Consider the following 15,854-nt stretch of genomic DNA (forward strand, 5'->3'; position numbering starts at 1 on the left):
GGCCGGGCCCCCTGGAGTGGGGGCGCCGGCCCGGGCGGCAGGTCAGGGCAGGGCGGGACAGGTCAGGAACCGCGCGTGACCGGCATCTGGATGCTGTCGGCGCTGACGTTCATGTGCTTGGCCAGTTCCAGCTTGGCGATGGCGTTGCGGTGCACCTCGTCCGGACCGTCGGCCAGGCGCAGCGTGCGCTGGTGGGCCCACCAGTTGGCCAGCGGGAAGTCGCTGGACACGCCGGCGGCGCCATGCACCTGGATGGCCCAGTCGATCACGCGCAGGGCCACGTTGGGCGCCACCACCTTGATCATCGCGATCTCGGCCTTGGCCACCTTGTTGCCCACGGTATCCATCATGTAGGCGGCCTTCAGCGTCAGCAGGCGCGCCATCTCGATATCGCAGCGGGCCTCGGCGATGCGCTCCTGCGTGACGCCATGGCGGGCAATCTGCTTGCCAAAGGCCACGCGCTCCAGGCTGCGCTTGCACATCAGTTCCAGCGCGCGCTCGGCCACGCCGATGCTGCGCATGCAGTGGTGGATGCGGCCCGGGCCCAGGCGGCCCTGCGCGATCTCGAAGCCGCGGCCTTCGCCCAGCAGGATGTTCTCGGCCGGCACGCGCACGTCCTTCAGCTCGATCTCCATGTGGCCGTGCGGCGCGTCGTCATAGCCAAACACCGGCAGGAAGCGCTTGATCGTGATGCCCGGCGTGTCGGCCGGCACGACGATCATCGACTGCTGCTCGTGGCGGCCCGCCTCGGGGTCGGTCTTGCCCATCACGATGTAGACCTTGCAGCGCGGGTCGCCGGCGCCCGACGACCACCACTTGGTGCCGTTGATCACGTAGTGGTCGCCGTCGCGCTCGATGCGGCAGGCGATGTTGGTGGCATCTGACGACGCCACGGCCGGCTCGGTCATCAGGAAGGCCGAGCGGATCTCGCCGCGCAGCAGCGGCTCCAGCCACTGGTCCTTGAGCGCCTCGGACGCGTAGCGTTCCAGCGTTTCCATGTTGCCGGTGTCCGGCGCGGCGCAGTTGAACACCTCGGCCGACCAGGGCACGCGGCCCATGATCTCGCACATCGGCGCGTATTCGAGGTTGGACAACCCCTCCGGCGCCCGCTTGGAACGCGGCAGGAACAGGTTCCACAGGCCGGCCTCGCGTGCCAGCGGCTTCAGTTCCTCCACCACCTTGGTGGGCACCCACGCATTGCCGGCCTCGCGGTTGGCCTGCACTTCGGCATAGAAGCGCTTTTCGTTCGGATAGATGTGCTTGTCGAAGAAGGCCAGCAGCCTGGCCTGCATCTCCTTGACCTTGGGCGAGTATTCGAATTGCATGAGGTCTCCTCGGGGGTTTGGTGGGCACGCGCGTGCCGGCTGTGGCTACTCTAGCGGAACGATTCAAATTAGAAAAATGAATTTTCTGGATTGGTCAGTATCAATGTGCTGCATTCCGTGCCAGAATGCGCGACATCGGCGCCGGGGTGTCGCGCCAGTCCATTGTTCGTGCAGGAAGGTGCCATGCAACTGAGCCGGATCGACCTTAATCTGTTCGTCGTCTTCGACGCCATCTACAGCGAAGGCAGCATCACCGCCGCGGCCCGCCAGCTCAACCTGACCCAGCCGGCCGTAAGCCACGCGCTGGGTCGGCTGCGCACGCTGTTCGACGACCCGCTGTTCGAGCGGCGCGGGCAGGGCATGGCGCCCACGCCACTGGCGCGCTCGCTGGCCGGCGAGGTGCGCGGCGCGCTGCAATCGTTCGCGCGCACGCTGCAGGACACGCCGCACTTCGACCCCGCCAACACCACGCGCCGCTTCACCATCGGCATGCGCGACGCGCTGGAAAGCACGCTGCTGCCGCCGCTGATGGCCCGCGTGACGGCCATGGCGCCGCACGTGGAAATCGCCGCCATCCGCTTCGACCGGCGCGAGATGGAGTCCGAACTGCTGGCCGGCACGCTGGACACCGCCATCGACATCCTGCTGCCGGTCTCGCCGGCGATCCACCATGTCGCGTTCATGTCCGATCCGATGGTCGTGCTGGCCCGGCGCGACCACCCGCTGGTCAAGAAGGAACTGACGCTGGAACGCTACCTGGCGGCCGAGCACGTCCACGTGTCGTCACGCCGGCGCGGCGCGGGGCTCGAAGACCAGGCGCTGCACCGGATAGGCCTGACGCGCCGCGTGCGGCTGCGCTGCCAGCACTATGCGGCGGCCTGCCGCGTGGTGAGCTGTACCGATCTGCTGGCCACGCTGCCGCTGCGCTACGCGCGCATCGCCAACGAGCCGTACGCCAACCGGCTGCTGTCGCTGCCGTTCAAGGTGCCGTCGCTGGAGCTGCACCTGTACTGGCACGCCGGCGGCGAGAACGACGGCGCCAACCGCTGGCTGCGCGAGCAGTTGATGGCGGTCATGACGTCGCTGGGCAACGGCATGGCCGATGTGGCCGGCGAGGCGCCTCCGTCCGCCTGAAGCGCCCGCCGGGCCGCCACGTGCAGCGCGCCCGGATCACACCGTAAGAAAATGTTCGCAGGCTGGACGGGTCCGGGATGCCTCCCTACCATCACCCCGTTCCATCTGCCCCGGACGCCTCCCATCGCGGCGCTGCCGCGCCTTGGTTTGCGTTGTGACGGCCCGCGCGGCCGCCATGCGGGCAGTTTCCCCATTCCTAGATTGCCATGCACCGAGACGATTCCATGTCAGGGAAACCCTTGCCCTTTGCCTTTCTGAAGCTGCGCCCGCTGGCCTGCGGCGCCATGGCCGCCGGCGCGGCGCTGACGCTGGCCGCCTGCGGTGGCGGCGATGGCGGCAGCAGCACGGCGGCGTCGGGCAGCCCGGCGCAATCGGCGGCGCAGCCCGCGACGGGCACCGGCACGCAGCCGTCGACGGGCACGGGCGCCACGGCCACCGCGCCCACGGCCGGCGGCACCGACCGGACCTGCTACACCGTGTCCGGCAGCGCGCCGGCCCCGGTCACCGGATCGGTCGCGCTGCTGCCCGCGCGCGGCACCGGCGTGTCCGGCTATCGCGTGCTGGCCGATGCCCGCAGCGCGGGCCTGTGCTACGCCAACTATCGCCGCGAGCAGGTGGGCCTGGCGCCGCTGACCGCGCGCGATGCGCTGAACACCGTCGCGCAGAACCACACGGCCTACATGCTGGCCAACAACACGCTCACGCACGACGAGCAGTCGGGCAAGACCGGCTACACCGGCGCGGCGCCCAACGACCGCATCCAGGCCGCCTATCCGACCAACGCCACGGCCGAGGTGGTGGCCGGCGCCAACCGCTGGACGTCGCAGTCGGGCGCCAGCCTGTCGATGACGCCGAAGGACCAGCTTGTGGTGGATCTGGTGGACGCGCCGTTCCATCGCGCCGCGCTGCTGGGCAGCTACGGCTCGGCCGGCAGCGGGTTTGCCGAGAGCGTGGGCGCCGGCAGCAGCGGCGGCACGCAGGCGTACTACTACCAGACGATCGACCTGGCCGATCGCAGCCAGGGCGGCGCCGACAACCAGATGGTGGCCTACCCCTACAACGGCCAGGCCGACGTGCCGGCAAGCTGGGTCAACAACGAAAGCCCGAACCCGGCACCGGCCTACGCGGGCCAGACCATGGGCTATCCGGTGACCGTGCAGGCCGTGAACACCAATCTGGCGTTTAACGCCGACACCTTCACGATCACCGACGCGGCCGGCAACGGCGTGCCGTGCGAGAAGGTGGACGCGCGCACCGCGGGCATGTCCGGCGCCGCCCGCGGCCTGGCGATCTGCACGCCGCGCGCGCCGCTGGCCGCCGGCACGCGCTACAACGTCACCGTCAGCGGCACGCTGAACGGGCAGGGCGTGAACCTGAACTGGTCGTTCACCACGCGCTGACGCGGTCGTCGGAAGTCGACACAAAGCAAGGACGGGAGGCATGGGCCTCCCGTTTTGCCATGTGACGGCCGGGCTGGCTGGGGATTGGCGGCAGGACTGGCGGCAGGACTGGCGGCTCCAGACGCGGTGGCCGCCCGGGGTGCCGTTTTCAGACTATTCGCAAGTCCGGGCGCCCCGTTCGCCGCTACAATCGCCGAAGCCTTCCCCCAGGAGACACCGCATGACTGACGACGTTGCAGCAACTTCCCAGGTTTCCGGTTTCCAATCGCCGCGCTGGCGCGCCACGCTGGCCGTGGCGCTGACGGCGCTGCTTGCCGCGTGCGGCACGACGGACAAGGACGCCGGCAAGCCGGCTGCCGCCCAGGGCCCGGCCTCGGCGCCGGCGGCCCAGGCGCCCATGCCGGCCGCACCCGAGGTGTCGTCGGGCTACCGGCCCGGCATGACCACCACCTACGCGCAGAAGCACATGGCGGCCGCGGCCAATCCGCTGGCCACCGAGGCCGGGCGCGAGATCCTGCGGGCCGGCGGCTCGGCCATCGACGCGGCCGTGGCCATGCAGGCCGTGCTGACGCTGGTGGAGCCGCAGGCCACCGGCATCGGCGGCGGCGCGTTCATCATGTACTGGGACGGCAAGCGCGTGCAGGCGTACGACGGCCGCGAGACCGCGCCGGCCGGCGCCACCGAGAACCTGTTCATGCGGCCCGACGGCAAGCCGATGGAGTTCTCCGAAGGCCAGATCGGCGGACGCTCGGTGGGCGTGCCGGGCGTGCTGCGCGCGCTGGAAATGGCGCATCGCGAGCATGGCCGGCTGCCGTGGGCGCGGCTGTTCCAGCCCGCCATCCGGCTGGCCGAGAAGGGCTTTCCGATGTCGCAGCGGCTCTACACGCAGGTCGCGGCGGACAAGTTCATGGGCGGCTCGCCCGAGATGACCGCGTACTTCCTTGACGCGCAGGGCAAGGCCAAGCCGGTCGGCACGCTGATCCGCAATCCGCAACTGGCGCAGACGCTGCGCGAGATTGCCCGCAACGGCCCGAACGTGTTCTACAACGGCCCGATCGCGCGCGACATCGCCGCCAAGGTCAACGCGCATCCGAACCCCGGCAGCCTCTCGGTGGCCGACCTCAAGGGCTACAAGGCCAAGGTGCGCGTGCCGGTCTGCACCGACTACCGGCAGTGGAAGGTCTGCGGCATGCCGCCGCCGTCGTCGGGCGGCATTGCCATCGCGCAGATCCTGGGCACGCTGGAGGCGCTGGAAAAGCGCGACCCGCGCTATGCGCTGGCCAGCCTGAAGCCGTCGCGCGTCGACCTGCCGTCGCTGATGGAGCCGAACCCGCTGGCGGTGCATGCCATCGCCGAGGCCGACCGGCTGGCCTATGCCGACCGGGGCCTCTACGTGGCCGATGCCGACTTCGTGCCCGTGGACGTGGCCGCGATGGTCAATCCGAACTACCTGGCCGAGCGCGCGCAACTGATCGGCGACAAGAGCATGGGCAAGGCCCAGCCCGGCACGCCGCCCGGCGTGAAGGTGGCGTTCGCGCCGGACCGCTCGCCGCCGCGCATTTCCACGTCGCAGATCGTGGCCGTCGACAACCGGGGCGGGGCGTTGTCGATGACGACGACGATCGAGTCGTACTTCGGCTCGCACATCATGGTGCGCGGCTTCATGCTCAACAACCAGCTTACCGATTTCTCGTTCACCCCGACCGAGAACGGCAAGCCCGTGGCCAACCGCGTGCAGGCCGGCAAGCGGCCGCGCTCGTCGATGGCGCCGACGCTGGTGTTCGACCGGCAGTCCGGCAAGCTGGTGGCCGCGCTGGGGTCGCCGGGCGGGTCGCAGATCATCGAGTACGTGTCGAAGACGCTGGTCGGCCTGCTCGACTGGGACATGGACGTGCAGCAGGCCGTGGGCATGGCCAACTTCGGCAGCCGCAACGGCCCGACCGAGGTGGAGCGCGGACTGGTGACGCCGCGGCTGGTGGACGCGCTGCGCCAGCAGGGCCATCAGGTGGCCGAGATCGAGATGACCAGCGGCACGCAGGCCATCATGCGTAAGACCGTGGACGGCAAGACCGTCTGGGCCGGCGGCGCCGATCCGCGCCGCGAAGGCGTGGCGCTGGGCGACTGACCGTGGCTCATCGCGGCGGCGCGCGGGCATAAAAAAACGGGCGCGAAGATCGCGCCCGTTCCAGTGCTGCATGTTGTTGGTCTGGACTCAGGCGTCCAGCTTGACCCCTGCCGCTTTCACGACTTGTGCCCAGCGCTTCTCCTCGGCCTGGAACCACTTGTTGGTCTCGGCCGGCGACATCGTCACCACTTCCGCCCCCTGGCCGGCCAGGTTGGCGCGGATTTCAGGCGTGCGGATGATCTTGACCAGCTCGGTGTTGATGCGCTGGACCAGCGCGTCGGGCATGCCGGCCGGCGCCATCACGCCCTGCCACGTGCCCGATTCGAAGTTCGGCACGCCGCTTTCGGCAATCGTCGGCGTCTGGCCGACCAGCGCCATGCGCGTGCGCTTGGATACGGCCAGCAGCTTCAGCTTGCCGGACTGCACGTGCGGATAGGTCGCCAGCATGCCGTTCATCAGCACCTGGGCGGTACCCCCGACCGTGTCGGCAATCGCCTGCGCGCCGCCCTTGTACGGCACGTACTGCCACGCGGCCTTGGTGGCCTGCTGCACGGCCACGCCGGCCAGGTGCGGGGCGCTGCCGATGGCCGTCACGGCAAAGTTCAGCGACTGCTTGTGCGACAGCTCGACCAGTTCCTTGAGGTTGTTGGCCGGCACCGACGGGTGCACGACCAGCAGGTGCGGCGAGTAGGCCAGCATCGCCACGCCCTTGAGGTCCTTGTCCGGATTGAACGTCAGCTTGGTGTAGACCGACGGGGTGATCGCCAGCGCGCCGACGTCGCACAGCAGCAGCGTGTGGTTCTCGGACCCGGCCTGCGCCACCATGGCGGCGCCGATATTGCCGTTGGCGCCCGGGCGGTTGTCCACCACGATAGGCTGGCCCAGCGCTTCGCCCAACTGCTTGCTGATCAGGCGCGCGATGATGTCCGACGATCCGCCGGCGGGGTAGGGCACCACGAGCCGGATCGGCTTGGTCGGCCATTTGTCCTGCGCCCACGAGGTGGCCGGGGCAATGATGCCGGACGTGCCCACGGCACCGAGAGCCGCAAGGCCCGGAAGCTGGCCAAGGAATTGGCGGCGGGAAGAGGTCATGCTGTGTCTCCAGTCAACACTTATCATCAGTCGTCGTACAACGATGGATGGGAGTGTAGGCTGGGATCGCGGCCGGGTCTATCGGGGAAACACGTAGAAGGGAGGGGGTGAATGTTGGGACATTAGGGTGGGGGCGGGCGTTGGGGTGGGGCGTTCAATGTCTCGGCGCAGGCGCAGGCATGTGGATCGGCGTGCTCAGTTGTCTGATGACTTGAGCTTGGGTTTGCTGCCTTCTGCCGCGCGCGTTAGGGGCCGGGGCGAGGGGCCGGCCGTCGGCACTGACAAGCGTTCCTCGCAGGCGAACGCTTGGCCCTCACCCCCAACCCCTCTCCCGCAGGCGGGAGAGGGGAGCGAATCGGTGGCAATCGACCGCCAACGCCGCAACGTGGCCTCGACGACAGCTCGCCGGCGTCACGCCCCACCACCTCAGCCCTACGCCCCCGACTTCTTCGCGTACTCCCAGCCCATTTCCGCCATCGGGCGGGCGCGCTTGCCGGCGTCCAGGGCCTGGGCGGACGATGCCGTGCCGTCCACCACGCGCTTCATGATGCCCTGCAGGATGCCGGCGATGCGGAACATGCTGAAGGCCAGGTAGAAGTTCCAGTCGCCGGTGATCTGGCGGCCGGTGCGTTGTTCGTACAGACGGCGGTACGCGGCTTCGTCGGGGATGCCGAGCGCCTGGTGGTCCAGCCCGGCGATGCCGCGGAACTGGCCGGGCTGGATGTGCCAGCTCATGCAGTGGTAGCCAAAGTCGGCCATCGGATGGCCCAGCGTGGACAGCTCCCAGTCCAGCACGGCCAGCACCTTGGGCTCGGTCGGGTGGAACATCAGGTTGTCGAGCCGGTAGTCGCCGTGGACGATGCTGGTCAGGTCAACGTCTTCCTGCGGAATGTGATCTGGCAGCCATGCCATGAGCTGGTCCATGGCCGGAATCGATTCGGTCTCGGACAGCTTGTACTGCTTGCTCCAGCGCTCGATCTGGCGCTGGAAGTAGTTACCGGGCTTGCCGTAGTCGGCCAGCCCGATGGCCTTGTAGTCGACCGTGTGCAGCGCGGCGATGACACGGTTCATCTCGTCGTAGATCGCGCCGCGCTGAGCGGGGGTCATGTCCGGCAGCGACTGGTCCCACAGCACGCGGCCGCTGACGAATTCCATGATGTAGAAGGCGCGGCCGATGATGGCCTCGTCCTCGCAGAGCGCGAACATGTGCGCGACCGGCACATCGGTGCCGGCCAGCGCCTTCATGACGCGGTATTCGCGCTCGATGGCGTGGGCCGACGGCAGCAGCTTGGCCTTGGGGCCCGGCTTGGCGCGCATCACGTAGGTCTGGCCCGGCGTGACCAGCTTGAAGGTGGGATTGGACTGGCCGCCCTTGAACTGCTCGACGCTCAGCGGCCCGGCAAAGCCGGCCACGTGCTGGCGCATCCAGTCCTCCAGCGCGCCGACGTCAAAGCGCTGCTGGTCGGCCACGGGGCGCGTGCCTTCGAAATGCGAAACGTTGCTGCTGCTCATGTGTGTCTCTCTCCGCAATGTGTTTTGTCGTCGTTGTCGGAATTGTCGCCGCCGGATATGCCCGGGCGTCAGCGATAGTTAGGCTTGCGCTTTTCCAGGAAGGCCGTGATGCCCTCGCCCCCGTCGCGGTGGTGCAGCGCGGCCACGAAGCTGTCGCGCTCGGCGGCCAGGTGTTCGGTCAGCGTGGCGGTGCCGGCATGGTTGATCAGCGATTTCATGCCGCGCACGGCGTTCGGCGATTCCTTGGCCAGGTTGTCGGCAATCCGCAGCGCCTCGGTCAGTGCGTGGCCCGGCTGGACCACGCGGTTGACGATGCCGAAGTGTGCCAGCCGCGCCGGGTCCACCGGTTTGCCTTCCATCAGGATCTCGCTGGCCAGCTGGCGCGGCAGCATGCGGGCAATCTCGTACGAGCCGCCGCCGTCCGGCGTCAGCCCGACCTTGACGTAGGCCATCACGAACTTGGCGTCGCTGGCGGCCACCACGAAGTCGCAGGCCAGCACCAGCGAGAAGCCGGCGCCGGCGGCCGGGCCTTCCACGGCGGCGATGATCGGCTTGGGAAACGCGTGGAACGATTCGATCCAGTGGTGCAGCGTCTCGATGCTCTCGGCCTGCACCGCCGGCGGCTGCGAGCGGTTGCCGAGCAGCCGGTTCAGGTTGCCGCCGGCGCAGAACACGCCGTTGGCGCCGGTCAGCACCACGGTGCGGATCGCGTCATCGCGCGCGGCCACTTCCAGCGCCTCCTGCGAGGCGGCGTAGATGTCCGGATGCAGCGCGTTGCGCGCCTCGGGGTTCGAGATGGTCAGGACGAGCGTCGCGTCGACGCGTTCGGAAAGTAGCTGGGCGGTCATGGCGGCCTCTGTTCTGATAAGGATTGCCGGGGGGATACGAAACGGGCGCCCCGTGTCTCGTCGGGGCGCCCGTGCGGGGGTCAGGCTTCTTCGGTCAGCAGCGACAGGCCCAGGCCCGCGCGGCGCCACAGCCACGGGCTCGGGCGGTAGCGCATGTCGCCGGTCAGGCGGTTCATGTTGCGCAGCACTTCCAGGATCACGCCGGGGCCGATCGTGTCGCCCAGCGCCAGCGGGCCCTTGGGGTAGCCCAGGCCCAGGTTCACGGCCAGGTCGATGTCGGTCGGCGTGGCAATGCGCTGCTGCGCGATGTCGCTGGCGATGTTGACGATGCAGCCGATGATGCGCTGGGCGATGAAGCCGGCGGAGTCGCGGATCACGGTCACCGGCACGCCGTCGCTGGCCAGCAGGCCGTGCGCGGCGTCGCGGGCGGCGGCGCTGGTGGCCGGCGTGGTCATCAGCGTGCGGCGCTTGGTGGCTTCGAACGGCAGCAGCGTGTCGATGGCGACCACGCGCGTGGCGTCCAGCCCTTCCTCCAGCGCGGCGGTGGTGGCGTCCAGGCCCAGCGGCGTCACCACGATCAGCGCGTCGGCCGACGGGGCGTTGCCGCCTTCGACCGTCGCGCCCAGCGCACCCAGCAGCTTCACGGTCATCGCGTGGCCGCGCGCGTTGGCGCGGCTGACCCAGACGCTGGCCGGGCGGGCGTCGGGCACGGGCTGGGCGGCCGGCACCTGCTTCTGGCCGTCCGGATAGGCGTAGAAGCCCGCGCCGGTCTTGCGGCCCAGCAGGCCGCCGGTGTAGCGCAGCTGCGTGATCGGCGACGGGCGGTAGCGCGCTTCCTGGTAGAACTGGTTGTAGATCGACTCCATCACCGGGTGCGACACGTCGAGCCCGGTCAGGTCCATCAGCTCGAACGGGCCCATGCGGAAGCCGGCCTGCTCGCGCATGATGTTGTCGATGTCGACGAATTCGGCCACGCCTTCCTGCGCGGCCTTCAGGCCCTCGATGTTCATGCCGCGGCCGGCATGGTTGACGATGAAGCCCGGCATGTCCTTGCAGCGCACCGGCGTATGGCCCATGCGGCGCGACAGCTCCATCAGGCGGTCGCCCACGGCCGGGTCGCCAGAGAGGCCGTCGATCACTTCCACGACCTTCATCAGCGGCACCGGGTTGAAGAAGTGATAGCCGACGATGCGGCCCGGCTGGCGGGCGCCCACGGCGATGGCGGTGATCGACAGCGACGACGTGTTCGACGCAATCACCGCGTCGTCCGGCAGGATCGCCTCTAGCCGGGCCACGAGGTCGCGCTTGACGTCGAGCTTTTCCACGATGGCTTCCACGACCATGTCGCAGCCGGCCAGGTCTTCCAGCGCGGTGCACGCCTTCACGCGGGCCAGCGCGGCCTCGCTGTCGGCGGCGCTGATCTTGCCCTTGTCGGCCAGCTTGGCAAAGGTATCCTGCAGGTACTGGCGCGCAGCGGCCACGGCCTGGGCGTTGGTATCAAACAGGCTGACGGCAAGGCCCGCCTGCGCGGCGATCTGGGCGATGCCGCGGCCCATGGCGCCGGTGCCAACGATGCCGAGCGATTGGATAGTGGAATTGCGCATTGTCGGTCCAAAAAAGTTGTGGCTAAATTAGCACGATCGTACGTTTTCTGCACCTTCAGCGACAGAGGCGCCGCGCATGCGGCGTGCGCTGATCGGCCATGCAAGGCGGGGCAGACGGCGGCGGTGCGGCCTGGGGCCGACACCGGCGATTCCACCTACCTGGAGAGACACACACATGCTGAAGCTCTGCGGATTTTCCGCCAGCAACTACTACAACAAGGTCAAGCTGGCCCTGCTGGAAAAGAACCTGCCGTTCGAGGAAGTGCTGGCCTGGATTGGCGAGACCGACCTGGCGGCGTCCCCGCTGGGCAAGGTGCCCTACATCATCACCGATGCCGGCCCGCTGTGCGAGTCCGAGGCGATTGCCGAGTACATCGAAACCACCTACATCCAGGCCCCGCTGCTGCCGAAGGACCCGTACCAGGCCGGCAAGGTGCGCGAACTCGTCACGTTCATGGAGCTGTACCTGGAGCTGACCGCCCGCGAGCTGTACCCGGAGGCGTTCTTCGGCGGCAAGGTCAGCGACCGCGTGAAGGAACGCCAGCGCGCGCTGCTGGACAAGTTCATCCCCGCGTTCGGCAAGCTGGCGAAGTTCTCGCCGTATGTCGCCGGCGACACCTTCACGCTGGCCGACTGTGCCGCCGTGTGCCACCTGCCGCTGGTGTCGTCGTGCACCAAGATCATCTACGGCGAGGACCTGCTGGCCGGCCTGCCGGTGAAGGACTACCTGAAGCGGATGGCCGAACGGCCGAGCGTGCAGAAGGTCAATGCCGACCGGAAGGCCAACACCGAGCTGATGCTGAGTCGGAATCGGTAAGCGGTTTCCCGCTGCGGGTTTGCTCCCCTCTCCCGCGACGCGGGAGAGGGGCCGGGGGTGAGGGCGTTGAGGTTCTGCTTGCCGACGGGTGGCAGTTTGCACCGCTGGCCCTCACCCCCAACCCCTCTCCCGCAGGCGGGAGAGGGGAGCTACAACCCTTGGCGCTTCACACCGCCTCAGCGCTTCACACCCCTCACTGTTGCAATCCCCATCAGAGCTTTGCCAGACGCTCCAGCGCCAGCTTCAGCGTCTCTTCCTTCTTGGCGAAGCAGAATCGCACCACGCCGGACTCGCGCGGGGCCGAGTAGAAGGCGGAGACCGGGATCGCGGCCACGCCGATTTCGCGCGTCAGCCACATCGAGAAATCGGCCTCGCTCATGTCGGAGATGGCCGAATAGTCCACGCACTGGAAGTACGTGCCGTCCGAGGGCAGCAGCTTGAAGCGCGTGCCGGACAGTCCGGCGCGGAAATAGTCGCGCTTCTTCTGGTAGAAGGCGGCCAGGTCCAGGTACGGCGCCGGATCGGCCATGTAGTCGGCCAGGCCGTGCTGCACCGGGGTGTTCACCGTGAACACGTTGAACTGGTGCACCTTGCGGAATTCGTTCATCAGCGCGGCCGGCGCGGCCACGTAGCCAACCTTCCAGCCCGTCACGTGGTAGGTCTTGCCGAAGCTCGACACGACGAAGCTGCGGCGCGCCAGCTCGGGGTGGCGCGATACCGACGCGTGCGGCTGTCCGTCGTAGACCATGTGCTCGTAGACCTCGTCGGACAGCAGCAGGATGTCGGTGCCGGCCAGCAAATCAGCCAGCTGCTGCATGTCCTCGGCGCGCCAGATCGTGCCGGTCGGGTTGTGCGGCGTGTTGATCATGATCATGCGCGTCCTGGGCGTGATCGCGGCGGCCAGCTTGTCGAACGGGATGCGGAACAGCGGCGCCTCCAGCCGCACGGGCACGGCCGTGGCGCCGGCCAGCTCGATCGACGGCAGGTAGCTGTCGTAGCACGGCTCCAGCACGATGACCTCGTCGCCGGGGTGCACCGCGCACAGGATCGACGTCAGCAGGCCCTGCGTGGCGCCGGCCGTGACCGTGATCTCGGTGTTCCAGTCGTACTGGTGGCCGTACAACGTGGCGATCTTGGCGGCGATGGCCTGGCGCAGCCGCGGCACGCCTGCCATCGGCGGGTACTGGTTGTGACCCGCGCGCATGGCGGCGGCCACGGCGTCGACGATGCGCGGGTCGCAGTCGAAGTCCGGAAAACCCTGGCCCAGGTTCACGGCGTTCTTCTCGGCGGCCAGCGCCGACATCACGGTGAAGATCGTGGTGCCCACGTTGGGCAGGCGGGACAGCGGCGGATTCAGCGGGGCAAGGGTCGATTCGGACATGTGGGACGAAGGCGGAAAAGGTCTCGGGCAGGCAGGCAGAGCGTCATTCTAGCGGGGTTCCGGCGGCGGCTGCGGGCGCCCGCCCGCTGGCCTGCCAGCCGCCGAGCCAGCCGGCAAAGGCCAGCGGCGGCAGCACGTCCACGCCGCTGGTGCGGCGCAGGCGGCTCCTGAGCTTCAGCACGGCCTTGTCCTTCGACACCAGCAGCACGGCGCGCGCGAAGTGGGCCAGTTCGATGAACTTCTGGTCGTCGGTGTCGCGGCACTTCGGCAGGCGGACGGCGTCGGCCTCGGCGGCCGGCGGTAGCGGTTCGAGCGTGGCCAGGCGGTCTACCTCGGCCAGCGCCGCGTCGATGTCGACCGCGAACCGCGCAAACTGCGGATAGGCCAGCACGCGGCGCAGTTCCTCGCGGCAGTCGGCCCGGATCACCGGCGCGATGGCGCCCGCGGCCAGCGCGGCGCGGATCGGCTCGACGTGGGGGTCCCGGAAGACCAGCAGGTCCACCCAGACGTTGGAATCAAGCACCACGCGCGGCGCGCCGGCGGGGGTGTCGGAGGTGGCGCCGGGGGCAGGCGCGGGGGTGCGGGGCAGGGCGCCGGCGGTGGCTTCGGTGGGCATTCGCTACAATCTCAGCTTTGTTTCTGCCCGCGATTTTGCCATGCTCATCGTCCTGTCTCCCGCCAAATCCCTGGACTACGAGACACCGCCGCGCGTCAAGACCCACACGATGCCGCGTTTCATCGACCGTTCGGCCACGCTGATCGACCGCCTGCGCAAGCTGGCGCCGCAGGACGTGGCGTCGCTGATGGACATCTCCGACAAGCTCGCCGTGCTCAACGTGACCCGCTACGCCGACTGGTCGCCCGAGTTCACGGCCGCCAACAGCAAGCAGGCGGTGCTGGCGTTCAACGGCGACGTCTACGACGGGCTGGACGCGAAATCGCTGTCCACCGACGACCTGGCGTTCGCGCAGAAGCACCTGCGCATCCTGTCCGGGCTGTACGGCCTGCTGCGGCCGATGGACTGGATGCAGCCCTACCGGCTGGAAATGGGCACCCGGCTGGACAACGCCGCCGGGCGCGACCTGTACGCGTTCTGGGGCGACGACGTCACCCAGCTACTCAACAAGGACATGGCCGCGCTCAAGCACGAGGGCGCGCCGACGCTGGTGAACCTGGCGTCCGAGGAATATTTCAAGGTGGTGCGTCCGAAGGTGCTCGACGCGCGGGTCATCACGCCCGTGTTCGAGGACTGGAAGGGCGGCCGCTACAAGATCATCTCGTTCCATGCCAAGCGGGCGCGCGGTACGATGGCACGCTACGCGGTCACGCACCGCGTGACCGACGCCACCCGGCTCAAGCGCTTCAACGAGGACGGCTACGCCTTCGACAAGGCCGCCTCGGACGACGCGCGCTGGGTGTTCCGCCGCCGCCTGGAAGACTGACCCGAGACAAACAGGACCCTATCCCCATGACCTCGGCACTCCATATCTCGTCAATGTTCGATTCCGGCGCGATCGAAGTCGAATCGATCGACCGCGCCGACGACATCCGCCTGCGCATCCGCGCCGATTCCCACGCCGACTTTCGCCAGTGGTTCCACTTCCGGCTGCAGGGCGCGGCCGGGCAGGCCTGCCGGCTGCGGTTCCTGAACGCGGGCGAGTGCACGTACCCGGACGGCTGGCGCGACTATCGCGCCGTGGCGTCGTACGACCGCGCGCACTGGTTCCGCGTGCCGACCCAGTACGACGGCCAGACCATGACCGTCGACTTCACGCCAACGCACGACAGCGTCTGGCTTGCCTATTTCGAGCCGTATTCCGATGAGCGTCACCTGGCGCTGCTGGCGTCGTGCCAGCGCTCGCCGGTGGCCAGGCTGTCGCACCTGGGCAGCACCGTGGACGGCCGCGACCTGACCTGCGTGACGCTGGGCGAGCCCGGGCCGGGCAAGAAGACCATCTGGATGATTGCGCGTCAGCACCCGGGCGAGAGCATGGCCGAATGGTTCTGCGAAGGCGTGCTGCAGCGCCTGACCGGCACCGGCGCGTGGCACGGCGACCCGGTGGCGCGCAAGCTGCTGGAGCGCGCGGTGTTCCACATCGTGCCGAACATGAACCCGGACGGGTCGTCGCGCGGCAACCTGCGGACCAACGCGGCCGGCGCGAACCTGAATCGTGAATGGATGCAGCCGAGCCTGGAGACCAGCCCCGAGGTCTACCACGTGCGCCGCGCCATCGAACGGACCGGCGTGGACCTGTTCTTCGACATCCACGGGGACGAGGCGCTGCCCTACAACTTCGTGGCCGGCAGCGAGATGCTGCCCGGCTTCACCGAGGCCCAGCGCGCGCAGCAGTCGCGCTTCATCGATGCATTCAAGCGCGTCTCGCCCGATTTCCAGGACGTGCACGGCTACGCGGCCAGCAAGTACAACGCCGACGCGCTGAAGCTGGCTTCGAAGTACATCGGCCACACCTTCGGCTGCCTGGCGCTGACGCTGGAAATGCCGTTCAAGGACAACGCCGACCTGCCCGACCCGGAAGTGGGCTGGAACGGCGCGCGCAGCGCGCTGCTGGGCACGGCAATGCTGCAGGCGGTGCTGGAGTATCTGGGCTAGGAAAG

Annotated in this window: 13 protein-coding genes; 6 read left to right on the plus strand and 7 right to left on the minus strand. The window is 68.6% G+C overall.

What is annotated here, in order from left to right; genetic code table 11:
- Positions 1 to 62 precede the first annotated feature (62 nt).
- Positions 63 to 1,325: an acyl-CoA dehydrogenase family protein gene (locus EPAKOI_RS04705; protein ID WP_124684833.1), complete on the minus strand. Its 1,263-nt coding sequence runs from the start codon at positions 1,323 to 1,325 to the stop codon at positions 63 to 65.
- Positions 1,326 to 1,508: 183 nt separating this feature from the next.
- Between EPAKOI_RS04705 and EPAKOI_RS04710 the strand changes: the two genes are divergently transcribed.
- The 3 genes from EPAKOI_RS04710 (at position 1,509) to ggt (ending at position 5,984) form a co-directional block, all read left to right on the plus strand.
- Entirely contained in the window at positions 1,509 to 2,459 is a 951-nt protein-coding gene (locus tag EPAKOI_RS04710; RefSeq protein ID WP_423193091.1) for a LysR family transcriptional regulator, read from the plus strand.
- A 224-nt stretch (positions 2,460 to 2,683) separates the two neighbouring features.
- A complete protein-coding gene (locus tag EPAKOI_RS04715) occupies positions 2,684 to 3,859 on the plus strand; it encodes a CAP domain-containing protein (protein WP_423193092.1) in 1,176 nt (391 codons plus the stop codon).
- A 220-nt stretch (positions 3,860 to 4,079) separates the two neighbouring features.
- Complete coding sequence (gene ggt / locus EPAKOI_RS04720; protein ID WP_423193093.1) at positions 4,080 to 5,984, plus strand: gamma-glutamyltransferase; 1,905 nt, start codon at positions 4,080 to 4,082, stop codon at positions 5,982 to 5,984.
- A gap of 87 nt (positions 5,985 to 6,071) precedes the next feature.
- On the opposite strand, the gene EPAKOI_RS04725 is transcribed toward ggt, so the two are convergent.
- From EPAKOI_RS04725 to EPAKOI_RS04740, 4 genes are all read right to left on the minus strand, one after another.
- A complete protein-coding gene (locus tag EPAKOI_RS04725) occupies positions 6,072 to 7,076 on the minus strand; it encodes a Bug family tripartite tricarboxylate transporter substrate binding protein (protein WP_124684829.1) in 1,005 nt (334 codons plus the stop codon).
- A 432-nt stretch (positions 7,077 to 7,508) separates the two neighbouring features.
- Complete coding sequence (locus EPAKOI_RS04730) at positions 7,509 to 8,588, minus strand: phosphotransferase (protein WP_423193094.1); 1,080 nt, start codon at positions 8,586 to 8,588, stop codon at positions 7,509 to 7,511.
- A 68-nt stretch (positions 8,589 to 8,656) separates the two neighbouring features.
- Positions 8,657 to 9,436 carry an oxepin-CoA hydrolase, alternative type gene (locus EPAKOI_RS04735; protein WP_124684827.1) on the minus strand — a complete coding sequence of 260 codons (780 nt, stop codon included), beginning with the start codon at positions 9,434 to 9,436 and terminating at the stop codon, positions 8,657 to 8,659.
- An 80-nt stretch (positions 9,437 to 9,516) separates the two neighbouring features.
- Positions 9,517 to 11,040, minus strand: coding sequence for a 3-hydroxyacyl-CoA dehydrogenase (locus EPAKOI_RS04740; protein WP_423193095.1), 1,524 nt, complete (start codon positions 11,038 to 11,040; stop codon positions 9,517 to 9,519).
- Between the two features lie 175 nt (positions 11,041 to 11,215).
- On the opposite strand from EPAKOI_RS04740, the gene EPAKOI_RS04745 reads away from it, so the two are divergent.
- Entirely contained in the window at positions 11,216 to 11,857 is a 642-nt protein-coding gene (locus tag EPAKOI_RS04745) for a glutathione S-transferase (protein ID WP_124684825.1), read from the plus strand.
- A gap of 211 nt (positions 11,858 to 12,068) precedes the next feature.
- Here EPAKOI_RS04745 and EPAKOI_RS04750 read toward each other — a convergent pair whose 3' ends face one another.
- Both EPAKOI_RS04750 and EPAKOI_RS04755 read right to left on the minus strand, forming a co-directional pair.
- Positions 12,069 to 13,238, minus strand: coding sequence for a pyridoxal phosphate-dependent aminotransferase (locus EPAKOI_RS04750; protein ID WP_423193096.1), 1,170 nt, complete (start codon positions 13,236 to 13,238; stop codon positions 12,069 to 12,071).
- A 43-nt stretch (positions 13,239 to 13,281) separates the two neighbouring features.
- Entirely contained in the window at positions 13,282 to 13,854 is a 573-nt protein-coding gene (locus tag EPAKOI_RS04755; protein WP_313835860.1) for a putative toxin-antitoxin system toxin component, PIN family, read from the minus strand.
- A gap of 40 nt (positions 13,855 to 13,894) precedes the next feature.
- On the opposite strand from EPAKOI_RS04755, the gene yaaA reads away from it, so the two are divergent.
- Together yaaA and EPAKOI_RS04765 are read left to right on the plus strand one after the other, a co-directional pair.
- Complete coding sequence (gene yaaA / locus EPAKOI_RS04760; RefSeq protein ID WP_124684822.1) at positions 13,895 to 14,680, plus strand: peroxide stress protein YaaA; 786 nt, start codon at positions 13,895 to 13,897, stop codon at positions 14,678 to 14,680.
- A gap of 26 nt (positions 14,681 to 14,706) precedes the next feature.
- Positions 14,707 to 15,849 carry a M14 family metallopeptidase gene (locus tag EPAKOI_RS04765; protein WP_423193097.1) on the plus strand — a complete coding sequence of 381 codons (1,143 nt, stop codon included), beginning with the start codon at positions 14,707 to 14,709 and terminating at the stop codon, positions 15,847 to 15,849.
- The last annotated feature ends 5 nt before the right edge of the window (positions 15,850 to 15,854 follow it).

This window comes from Cupriavidus sp. H18C2 (assembly GCF_049393795.1).
Classification (GTDB): domain Bacteria; phylum Pseudomonadota; class Gammaproteobacteria; order Burkholderiales; family Burkholderiaceae; genus Cupriavidus; species Cupriavidus pauculus_C.

Coding starts and splice junctions, on each gene's coding strand:
- EPAKOI_RS04705 (WP_124684833.1), bottom strand. CDS start 1,325: ATGCAATTCGAATACTCGCCCAAGGTCAAGGAGATGCAGGCCAGGCTG.
- EPAKOI_RS04710 (WP_423193091.1), top strand. CDS start 1,509: ATGCAACTGAGCCGGATCGACCTTAATCTGTTCGTCGTCTTCGACGCC.
- EPAKOI_RS04715 (WP_423193092.1), top strand. CDS start 2,684: ATGTCAGGGAAACCCTTGCCCTTTGCCTTTCTGAAGCTGCGCCCGCTG.
- ggt (WP_423193093.1), top strand. CDS start 4,080: ATGACTGACGACGTTGCAGCAACTTCCCAGGTTTCCGGTTTCCAATCG.
- EPAKOI_RS04725 (WP_124684829.1), bottom strand. CDS start 7,076: ATGACCTCTTCCCGCCGCCAATTCCTTGGCCAGCTTCCGGGCCTTGCG.
- EPAKOI_RS04730 (WP_423193094.1), bottom strand. CDS start 8,588: ATGAGCAGCAGCAACGTTTCGCATTTCGAAGGCACGCGCCCCGTGGCC.
- EPAKOI_RS04735 (WP_124684827.1), bottom strand. CDS start 9,436: ATGACCGCCCAGCTACTTTCCGAACGCGTCGACGCGACGCTCGTCCTG.
- EPAKOI_RS04740 (WP_423193095.1), bottom strand. CDS start 11,040: ATGCGCAATTCCACTATCCAATCGCTCGGCATCGTTGGCACCGGCGCC.
- EPAKOI_RS04745 (WP_124684825.1), top strand. CDS start 11,216: ATGCTGAAGCTCTGCGGATTTTCCGCCAGCAACTACTACAACAAGGTC.
- EPAKOI_RS04750 (WP_423193096.1), bottom strand. CDS start 13,238: ATGTCCGAATCGACCCTTGCCCCGCTGAATCCGCCGCTGTCCCGCCTG.
- EPAKOI_RS04755 (WP_313835860.1), bottom strand. CDS start 13,854: ATGCCCACCGAAGCCACCGCCGGCGCCCTGCCCCGCACCCCCGCGCCT.
- yaaA (WP_124684822.1), top strand. CDS start 13,895: ATGCTCATCGTCCTGTCTCCCGCCAAATCCCTGGACTACGAGACACCG.
- EPAKOI_RS04765 (WP_423193097.1), top strand. CDS start 14,707: ATGACCTCGGCACTCCATATCTCGTCAATGTTCGATTCCGGCGCGATC.